Source organism: Corallococcus sp. CA053C, from assembly GCF_003611675.1.
GTDB lineage: Bacteria > Myxococcota > Myxococcia > Myxococcales > Myxococcaceae > Corallococcus.
The window spans coordinates 1-8,994 of sequence record NZ_RAWA01000406.1 but is presented as its reverse complement, the minus strand read 5'-3'; the positions used below and the strand labels follow the sequence as shown (position 1 = coordinate 8,994).

The following is an 8,994-nucleotide window of genomic DNA, read 5'->3' as shown; positions in this document are numbered from 1 at the left end:
GGCCTGCGCGGTGGCGGCAGGCTGCGCGGCCTCGGGCGTCACGGCGGCGGGAGTCGGTGGAGGCGGAGGGGGCTGGATCGAAGCGCGCAGCCTCATGACCCCTTCCATCAGTGGACCGAAGGCGGGGCCCTGTCCCTCGAAGCGCGTGCGCGCCAGCTCCGCGAGTCGCGAGGCCGCGACTCCCAGGTTCGTCAGCAGCTCGTTGTCGGCGGTCGACACCTTCACCGTCGGCAGCACGCGGCCCATGCGCTCCACGAACCAGGTCACCGCGTTCACCCGGCCACGCAGGCGCTTCGCCTCCGGGAAGAGGGTGGGCCAGTACTGATCCGTGACCTCCGCCAGCACCGCCATGCCGGTGAGCGCGCCGGACAGCCCCTCCGTCATGTACATCCCGTAGGCGAGGTAGGACGCGAGCCACAGGTCCTTCGTGGTGTGCTGCAGGAGCTGGCTGGAGCCGCGCACCACCGCGCCCCAGTCCACCGCGTCACCGGCGGGCGACTCGAGCTTCGCGACCTCCGTGGACACGGCCTCGTAGGTCGGATCGTGACGGGCCTGCACGCCGGCGGGCTTCTCCTCCGAGATGGGCGTGAGCCAGGGACGGGAGCGTTCGCGAAGGGCTTCAGCGGAGAGGAGGGTCATGGCGTGTCAGACCTTCCGCGCCACGGCGCGCAGGAGCTGTTCGATGGAACTGGTGGACGAGTCGAGAACCTCTCGCTGCGCCGGGGTGAGCGCGCGCTTCGCGCTGGCGAGCGCGGCGGTCCGCTCCGTGCGCAGGGGCCAGAGCTGCGAGCTCGCCACGTCGGGCTGGGCCACGTAGAGGAGGAGGGCGGACGTCGGCGCGCCCAGGCACAGCAGCAACCGGGGCCGGCTGCCTTCCGACCAGAGGAAGCCCGGCGCCATGGACGGCCAGCGCAAGAGCCGCGAGGCCAGCTCCAGCCACGCCACCGGGCCCATGCGCCCGTCCAGCGGGCAGTCCAGCACCACCTGGGCCAGCCCCTGCTCGCGGTGGTGCTCCCCGGCGCAGGCGGTGAGGAAGGTGTGCAGCGCGTAGTAGCGGGCCTCGGGCGGCCGGTCCGCGCAGACGGGCTTGAGCAGCTCCGCGCAGGAGTGCTCGGAGAGGATGCTACCCCTGAGCCGCTCCGCGAGCTTGAAGTCCCCCGGGACGGGGGGATGCAGGAGGGCCGCCCGCTCCAGCAGCTCGGGGATGCTGAAGCGCGGCGCCTCCTGGACCAGCTCCGAGCCTCCCCGGAGGAAGGGCTCGAACGCCTCCGGCAGGAGGGCGTACCGCTCCGCCAGCTCCGTCACGGACAGCTCGGTGAAGACGACCAGGGGGAAGCCCCGGCCCACGCTGTCCGCGCTCGCGGTGAGCACGCCCACCAGCGCGGTGGACTGCCCCGGCGCGGTGAACACGAAGCGGTGCGGCGTCGCGGGCAGCTCCGCCCGCGCGCGCTGCACGCGCGCCATGCCCTCCTCCAGCCAGCGGTGAAGCTGCTGGGCGAGGGGGCTGGCCGTGTTGTGCCGGACGAACTCCGCGTGACGTGGCGTCTTGCCGAGCACGCCCACGCGGTGCGGATGTGGAGCCACCACCATCAGGGAGGCCCGTCCTGCGCCACGAGGTGTCCGCCGCAGTCCGAGTCTCCGCGCGAGATGCCCCGGGGCGGCTGGAGCCCCGGGTCGCGGAAGATCTGCATCAGCTTGCCCTTGTTGCCGGACAGGCCGAAGAACGGGTTGCTGGTGCGCTCCGGGCGGATGTCGATGGAGATGAGCGCGCCCTTCATGTCCTCGATCTCCCAGGTGGCGGTGAAGTAGCGGCCGTCCGCGCTGGGCTCGATGCGCTTCACGCGCTCCAGCAGGCGGAACAGGCCCCACTCGCCCGGCTCGTCGATGTCGCCGCTGGCCCCGGACGCGTGCTCGACGTGGATGTGCGCGCCCATCTTGCCGGCCTGTCCCGGCCAGCTCATCGGCTTCCAGACCGTGTCCGGGCCGTTGCGGTAGGTCTCGTCCGTGCCGTCGAGCGTGAAGGCCACGGCGGAGATCTCCGACGCGGTGTTGTCCGCGGACGTGCCCGCGCGGATGCGGACCTGGAAGCGCACCAGCGGATCCACGGACTCCGACGTCGGGAAGAGGGTGCTGGCCAGCGCGCCGCTCTTCTCCAGGAAGGTCAGCATCTCCGGCCGGTAGTTCGCGCCGCTCTGTGGGGACACGAACTCCCACTTGCGGCCCTTGGGGGCCACGTCCTCCAGCAGCTGCTCCTTGTGGAACTTGCGGATGGTGCCGCCGTCCAGGCGCAGGTACTCCGCCACCTCCAGCAGCGGCGCGTCGCGCAGCGAGGTGCGGACGAAGGGATAGCGGTCCGCCATGAGCTGCTCGTAGGGCGTGACGATCTGCTCGCACCACAGCTTGCTCTTGCCGTTCGCGACGCCGGTGTAGACGATGCCGTGCACGTCCCGCAGCGGCGGCAGCAGCAGCCGTTCGAGGATGACCGCGCCGCTCTGCTGCTGGCGGATGAGCAGCTCCACCGCCTTGCGCGTGACCTGGATCCGGTCGAGCAGCAGGCGCGACTCGGCGGGCTTCTCCTTCACCGCGAGCAGCGTGTCCTGAACGACGGCGAGGTGGTCCTGATACAGCTCCAACGCCGTCTGGGACTCCTGCCCGTCGTCGGACTTGTTCGTCACCGTGGCGAAGAGGATGAGCGGCTGGAAGGCGCTCTCCACGTCGCGCGGAACCAGCTCCTTGTCGCCATTGGGGGAGCGCTCGTCGACGAGCTTCGGGGGGCTCTTCGCGGCATCCTCCTCCTCCCCCAGCAGCCGCTGCATCCAGCCCGGCGACGCAGCCTCCTTTACCCCTGCGGGCTTCTTCTCCAGCTGCACGTTGTGTTGGAGGGCCGAGAAGAGCCGCTGGTACGCGGCCGGCTTGCCGCGCAAGAGGCTGTCGACCAGCTCCTGCGTCTGGTCCAGGTCCTTGGGCTCCTGGACGCGGATGGAGCGCAGGAAGTTGAACCACTCCTGGATGTAGGTCGCGAAGTAGTCCGTGCGCAGCTGGGCGCGCGTGGCCTTCTCGTCCTCCGCCGAGTCCCGGTCGAGCACCCACGACTGGCGGTTCTCGAAGGCGTTGGCGAGCCGCGGCTTCACCACGTTCTCCCAGGCATTCTTCGTGAAGGCGCCGCGGATCCGCTTGCTGGCCTGGATGGCGGGGACCGCGCCCACCAGCTCCTCCAGCGTGACGTCCGGGTACTCACGGCTGGCGTCGGCGATGATCTGCTCCAGCTCCAGCGTGGCCAGCGGTACGCGGTTGAGCGCCCGGCGGGCCGCGCGCACCACGCGGTCATCGCGCGGGAAGGCCAGGCGGTCCGGCTCTTCGGCCATCATGCGGATGTACGTCGCGGCGTGGTGGCTGATGGTCTGCTCGAGGTCGACCTGGCCCGTCGTCCCCTTCACGTTGGTCCAGTGCTCCACCATCTTGCGCACCAGCCACTCGCGGTGGGCCTCGTCCAGCTCCGGCTCCCCCTGCGCGTGAGGCTGGGTGATGAGCAGGTACATCTTCAAATCCTCGAAGTGCTTGCGGTAGTCGCTGGAGCTGGGCTTCCAGTCCAGGCGCTCCTGGTTCTGCGCGAAGAGCATCAGGCTCTGCTGGATGCGCTCGTACTGGAGCCCCAGGAGCACCCGACGCAGCGCCGCGTTGTAGAAGGACTGCGCGACGGGGAAGAGCTGGTCGCCCTTGTACATGCCGAAGCGCATCCACACCGGGACGCCCTCGGTGCGGTGCTGGGTCAGCTCCTGCAGCTGCTTGCGCAGGGGCGTGAGGTCCTGCACCCGGCTGATGTCGTCCTTGCGGTCCACGTTCACGACGGTGATGGCGTCGCGGACCTCCCGGGCCAGCTCCCGGTTCTTGTAGAAGGACAGGGTGGGCAGGCACAGCACGAGCGCCGTGGCCGCGAAGGCCGCGCCCGCGACCGCGAGCCGGCGCTTGCGCAGGCGCAGCTCTTCCGCGGAGCTGCGCACCGCGACCTTCTGGTCCAGGAACATCACCTTCGTGAAGACGTCCCAGAGGAAGTAGCTGCGGCCCTCGGCGCTGGTCTCCGCCTGGGGGCGGCCGTTCGTCGTGCCGAACACGTCGCCCGCGGAGGGCGACACCAGCTCCACCGCCCGCACGTCCTGGGTGGCGCTGGTGAAGTACAGGCCGCGGAACACCGGCGTGTCCTGGAAGATGTTCTCCAGGAAGAGCGGCTGGACGAACTCCGACAGCGTCTTGCGGAGCGCGTCGAACTTCTGGGGGAACTGGTGGATGCGCTCGCGCGTCTCCTGCTGGCGCTCCTCGCCGATGCGCTTGATGGCGCGCTGCTCCAGCACCGCCGTCAGCTCGTCGAAGCGCTCCAGCAGCAGGTCCGTGGACGCCTCCTTCTGCGCGTCCATGGGGATGGTGAAGCCCCAGAGCTGCCCGCGCTCGGAGCGGGGCAAATCCGAGAACGTCTCCACGAAGCCGGGCAGCAGGTCGCACTTGGTGACCATCAGGTAGACGGGCACCAGCATGCGCAGCCGGGAGGTGATCTCATCCAGGCGCTCGCGGATGCCCTGGCCCAGTTCGCCCGCAGCCTGCGGGTCCATGGTCAACAGCTCGTCGATGCTCACCGCCACGATGAGGCCGTTGATGGGCCGGCGTGGGCGGTGCTTGATGAGCGTGTCGAGGAAGGCGAGCCACTCGGGGCGCTCGTCCTCGCTGGCGACGTAGCGGCCCGCCGTGTCGAGGATGACGGCCTCGTTGGTGAGCCACCAGTCGCAGTTGCGCGTGCCGCCCACGCCGCGAACGCCGCCCCCCTTGCTGGAGGACAGGTAGGGGAACTTCAGCCCGGAGTTGCGCAGCGCCGTGCTCTTGCCGGCGCCCGGAGGCCCGACGATGAGGTACCAGGGCAGCACCGCCAGCGCGTCCTTGCCGCCGCGCGACAGCTTGGAGGTCTTGAGCGCCTCCACCGCCTTGGTGAACTCCGCCTGCATCGCCTTGATCTCCGGTTGGAGATCCGGCCGCACCGTCTTGAGCTCATCGGCGGCCTGCTGCTGGAGCGCGCCCTCCAGGTTCTTGGCGGCCCTCCGCGCCCGGATGCGCTTGACGAGCCAGGTGCCACCCAGCACCAGCAGCGCCACGCCCGCCACGGCCAGCGCCACCCAGAGCGGCGGCAGGTGCAACTTGAGGATGGCGGCCCCGCCCAGGCCCAGGAGCGCGAGGAAGAAGAGGAGGTAGGCGATCACGGGGCAGCGCCTCCGTTGGCGTTCTTCGCCACGTGGACCTCGATGTCCTTCATGAACAGCTTCAACGTGTTGTCGAGGCTGAACAGCAGCCCGCCGTAGAGCAGCAGCGCGGCCACCAGCGCGCCCGCGGCGATGGACACGATGGAGGCCTTGCGCCGCGCGGAGAACAGCGCCTCCGTGGGGCGCTCACCGTGGGGCGACAGCACGTCGAAGTCGAACGGACGCGCGCGCTGGAGGTCCTTCTGCACGGTGTCGATGAGCGTCATCAGCTCCAGCTCGCCGCCGCGGATGCGGTAGCGGCCCTGGAAGCCGAAGAGCATGCAGAGGTAGTAGACCCGCAGGACGTCCGCGCGGTGCGGGTCCTTGCGCACGGCGTGCAGCCGGCTGAAGAAGCCGTCACCGGCCACGTTCTCGTTGAAGTAGTGCAGCTGGAGCAGGTGGCTCATCCAGAACTGCCGGTAGGGCTCCGGCTTGCCCAGCACCACCTCATCCAGGAGCGCCACGAGGGCGTAGGCCATGTCCTGGGCGTCCTGGTGGCTGAAGCCCAGCACCGCGGAGCGGCGCAGGAGCTCATCCACGATGCCGCGAAGCTGGAAGTGCAGCTTCTCCGGCGGCGGCACCGCGGCAGCGTCCGAACGTCGGAGCTGGATGGCGGCGTCGAGGCAATCCTTGGTGGCTTCGTTGACTCGGTCCATGGGCGGGCGGCGGTGCCAGGGCGCTCGTGACGAGCGCTCCGGCTCCAGCGGGGGCTAGCGGTTGGAGGTGGGGACGGCGAGCAGCTCCACGCTGGTGGTGCTCACGTCGAAGGGCTGCGGCAGGTAGAGCGCGAGCGTCCGGTCGCGCAGGGCGTTCTTCCAGTAGCCGTCCTGCAGGGCGAGGTTGAAGTAGACGACGCCGGGCCGCACGGGGACCTCCGGCGGCGGGCGGTAGGTGACCTCCAGCGGCACGCCCGGGGCGGCAGCCTGCACCAGCCCCTGGATGTCGCCCCAGCTCGCCATCTTCGACAGCTTGGGCAGCTGTTCGGCGACGACCTTCTCCGGCAGGTCGCTGCGGATGGTGAGCAGGAACTGGCCGCACCGCTCCAGCCGCTCGTCCTCCAGCTTCCCGCGGAAGAGCCGGTCCGCGCCGGCCTCCATCGTCACGGTGAGGCACTGCTCCAGCGCCACCGCGTGCATCAGCTCACCGATGCGCCTGAACAGCTCCTCGAAGGTGGCGCGCAGGTTGATGAACTGGAAGGCGGGCAGGGTGGACGGATCCGCGTTCACCGCGAAGGTGCACAGCTGCCCCGCGAACTGGCTGAGCAGCAGGTACAGCCCCTGCGGCCGCAGGTTGCCCGCGTCCAGCGCGTGCTGCACCAGCGGGATGATGCCGTTGAGCGCGTTGAGCTCCAGGAAGAGCGTTACGTCCGACGCGGTGAACTCCAGCGCGGACGCGTCCCGGTGCCGGCGGCGCGAGGACAGCTGGCGCTGCTTGGACACCAGCAGCCGCAGCAGCATGCGCAGCTCGTGGGTGATGGCCCCCGCCGCGTCGATGCGCAGGCACGGCGGGATGTAGGAAGGCACGAGCGTCAGGTTGCCGGCCTTGTCCCGCTCCAGCTCCGCGATCTTGATGGCCTCGTAGTCGTCCCGCTGCTCCGTGCCGAAGAGCAGCCGCACGTTGCGCTGGCCGAAGGACACCGGGACGATGGAGGTGGACGACGTGAGGTCGCTGATGGGCCGGGTGGAGGGCGTGTAGCGCGGGCTGCCCACCTTGTCCGAACCGCCGTAGCTCTCCACGCCGCTGCGCTCGCGCGGCACGCCGATGAACACGTCCAGCACGCGCTGCGCGGCGGGGAAGGCGCCGTCCGCGGGGCGCGCGGCCGGGGCCTCCGGGTCACCGCTGTGGAGGGACACGGGCAGGCCGTCCGGGAGGATGCCGGTGAAGCTGGACAACTGGACCAGGCCCGCGCGCAGCGACTCCATGTCGAACGCCAGGGACACCACGCCCCACGGGTACGGCTCCAACGAGCCCAGCCGCGTGTCCAGCAGGGCCTCGTGGTAGATGTCCAGTTGCTGGAGGTGGTGGGGGCTCATGAACATGCCCTCCGACCACACGACGCGTTGAGGGGACTTCATGCACCTCTCCGGGGCTCCGGCGTCACACCGGGGGATGGCTGCTGCGAAGGCTCCGGCGCCCACGAGGAGACGGGCGGCTGGAGCATGAGATCGATCTGGTAGCCCTGCAGCCGGTAGCGCAGCTCCTGGTCGCCCCGCTTGGGAGGCCCCAGGTCACCGCCCGCCGGGCGCTCCACGCACTGCGCCTCCGGCACCGGCGGCAGCACCGCCACCGTGCGCCACGAGTAGCCGAGCGGCTGGCGGAAGTGGCCCATGGTCAGCACGAAGTGGGCCTTGGGGTCGCGCTGCAGCCAGCGCTGGTTCGTCTGCCCGGGCGCGGCGACGAACTCCGAGGACTGGAGCAGGTCATCCTTGAGCAGCTCGTCCGCGCGGCTCCACAGGTCGCGGAAGCTGGCGCGCTCCAGGCGGGCGCTGTCCTTGAGCTGGATGACCCGCACGACCGTGGGCAGCGAGCGCCCGCGGGGATCCGGGTTGACCTGCTCGGAGACGTCCAGCACCACGTAGAAGGGGGGCGGCGTCTCGCATTGCTGGGCCACGCGCTTCACGCACCCCGTCGCCAGCACGGCGGCGATGAGGAAGAACCAGCGGGGGCATGTCACGGCCCGTGACAGGGATTGCAGGGTGCGCATCATTGGCTGGGAATTCGTGGCCTAGTTCTCGGAGATCTTCGAACCCTTGATGACGACATCACCGCTCGCGGTGACCTCGATCTTGGCGCCCTTGATGACCACGTCCCCGTTCTTCTTGACCTGGAGCGTGGCGGAGCCGACCTTCAAGGTGAACTGCTCCTGGGCGACCAGGGCGATCTCCTTGGCGGAGAGCGTGTAGGAATCCTTGACGGCGTGGTTGAGCTTTCCCCCCACGCTCAACAGCAAGTCTTTTTCCACTTTGAGTGTGCGAGACTTCTGCACCTCTTCAGACAAGTCACCGCCGACCTGGAGCGTCCGTGAGCCCTTCACGGTCTCGGATTTCTTCGCGCCAACGACTTCCACCTTGGCGCCGCCCACCTGTTCGGACCGGAGGCCGCCCACCAGCTCATTGAGGGCCGCGCCCACCGTGACCGCCAGCGCGCCACCGACATTGAGCATCTTTCCCAGACCGACCGTCTCCGCGGACGCCAGGGTGACCGCGACGCTCTGGTTTCCGCTGACCTGCACGGACTGGTCGCCCATCACGGATTCGCTGTGATTGCCCACCACGGAGGTGGAGCGGTTGCCTGAGACGGACAGCGTCTGGTTGCCGCCGATGACGGAGTCGTCGTTCTTCTTCACCTCGAGGGACTGATTGCCCTCGATGGTGCGGCTGCGGTCCTTCTTGACGAGGAGCGTCTCGTTGCCGCCCACCTGTTGCGTCTTGTCGTTCTCGACGACGATGTTCAGGTCCTTCTGGGCGTGGAGGAAGATCTCCTCCGCGCCCGCGGCGTCCTCGAAGCGCAGCTCGTTGAAGCCGTCGCCGCCGGGGCTGGAGCTGGAGCGCAGCGTGCTCTTCGTCTTCTCCGCGGGCAGGTCGATGGGCGGTGGGTTCTGCCCGTTGTAGACGCTGCCGGTGACGATGGGCCGGTCCGGGTCTCCCTCCAGGAACTCGACGACGACCTCCTGGCCGATGCGCGGCAGGTACAGCGCGCCCCAGCCCGGGCC

The 8,994-nt window shown here is 69.6% G+C and carries 7 protein-coding genes; all 7 read right to left on the bottom strand.

The genetic code is table 11. From position 1 onward, the window contains the following. On the bottom strand, positions 1–639 hold a 639-nt coding region (locus tag D7V97_RS35330; protein WP_199729043.1), incomplete at its 3' end, for a type VI secretion system ImpA family N-terminal domain-containing protein. A 6-nt stretch (positions 640–645) separates the two neighbouring features. Further along, the gene (gene tagF / locus D7V97_RS35325) at positions 646–1,590 is read right to left on the bottom strand and encodes a type VI secretion system-associated protein TagF (protein WP_120615024.1); all 945 of its coding nucleotides are present in this window, start codon (positions 1,588–1,590) and stop codon (positions 646–648) included. Continuing rightward, the gene (gene tssM, locus D7V97_RS35320) at positions 1,590–5,243 is read right to left on the bottom strand and encodes a type VI secretion system membrane subunit TssM (protein WP_120615023.1); all 3,654 of its coding nucleotides are present in this window, start codon (positions 5,241–5,243) and stop codon (positions 1,590–1,592) included. The genes tagF and tssM overlap by 1 nt, the downstream gene beginning before the upstream one ends. Further along, positions 5,240–5,938, bottom strand: coding sequence for a DotU family type IV/VI secretion system protein (locus tag D7V97_RS35315; protein ID WP_120615022.1), 699 nt, complete (start codon positions 5,936–5,938; stop codon positions 5,240–5,242). The genes tssM and D7V97_RS35315 overlap by 4 nt, the downstream gene beginning before the upstream one ends. 54 nt (positions 5,939–5,992) lie before the next feature. Further along, complete coding sequence (gene tssK / locus D7V97_RS35310) at positions 5,993–7,357, bottom strand: type VI secretion system baseplate subunit TssK (RefSeq protein WP_120615021.1); 1,365 nt, start codon at positions 7,355–7,357, stop codon at positions 5,993–5,995. Next, the gene (gene tssJ, locus D7V97_RS35305) at positions 7,354–7,989 is read right to left on the bottom strand and encodes a type VI secretion system lipoprotein TssJ (protein WP_233583426.1); all 636 of its coding nucleotides are present in this window, start codon (positions 7,987–7,989) and stop codon (positions 7,354–7,356) included. The genes tssK and tssJ overlap by 4 nt, the downstream gene beginning before the upstream one ends. 18 nt (positions 7,990–8,007) lie before the next feature. Next, positions 8,008–8,994 (bottom strand): type VI secretion system Vgr family protein (locus D7V97_RS35300; protein WP_233583425.1); only part of this gene is annotated, 987 nt, incomplete at its 5' end.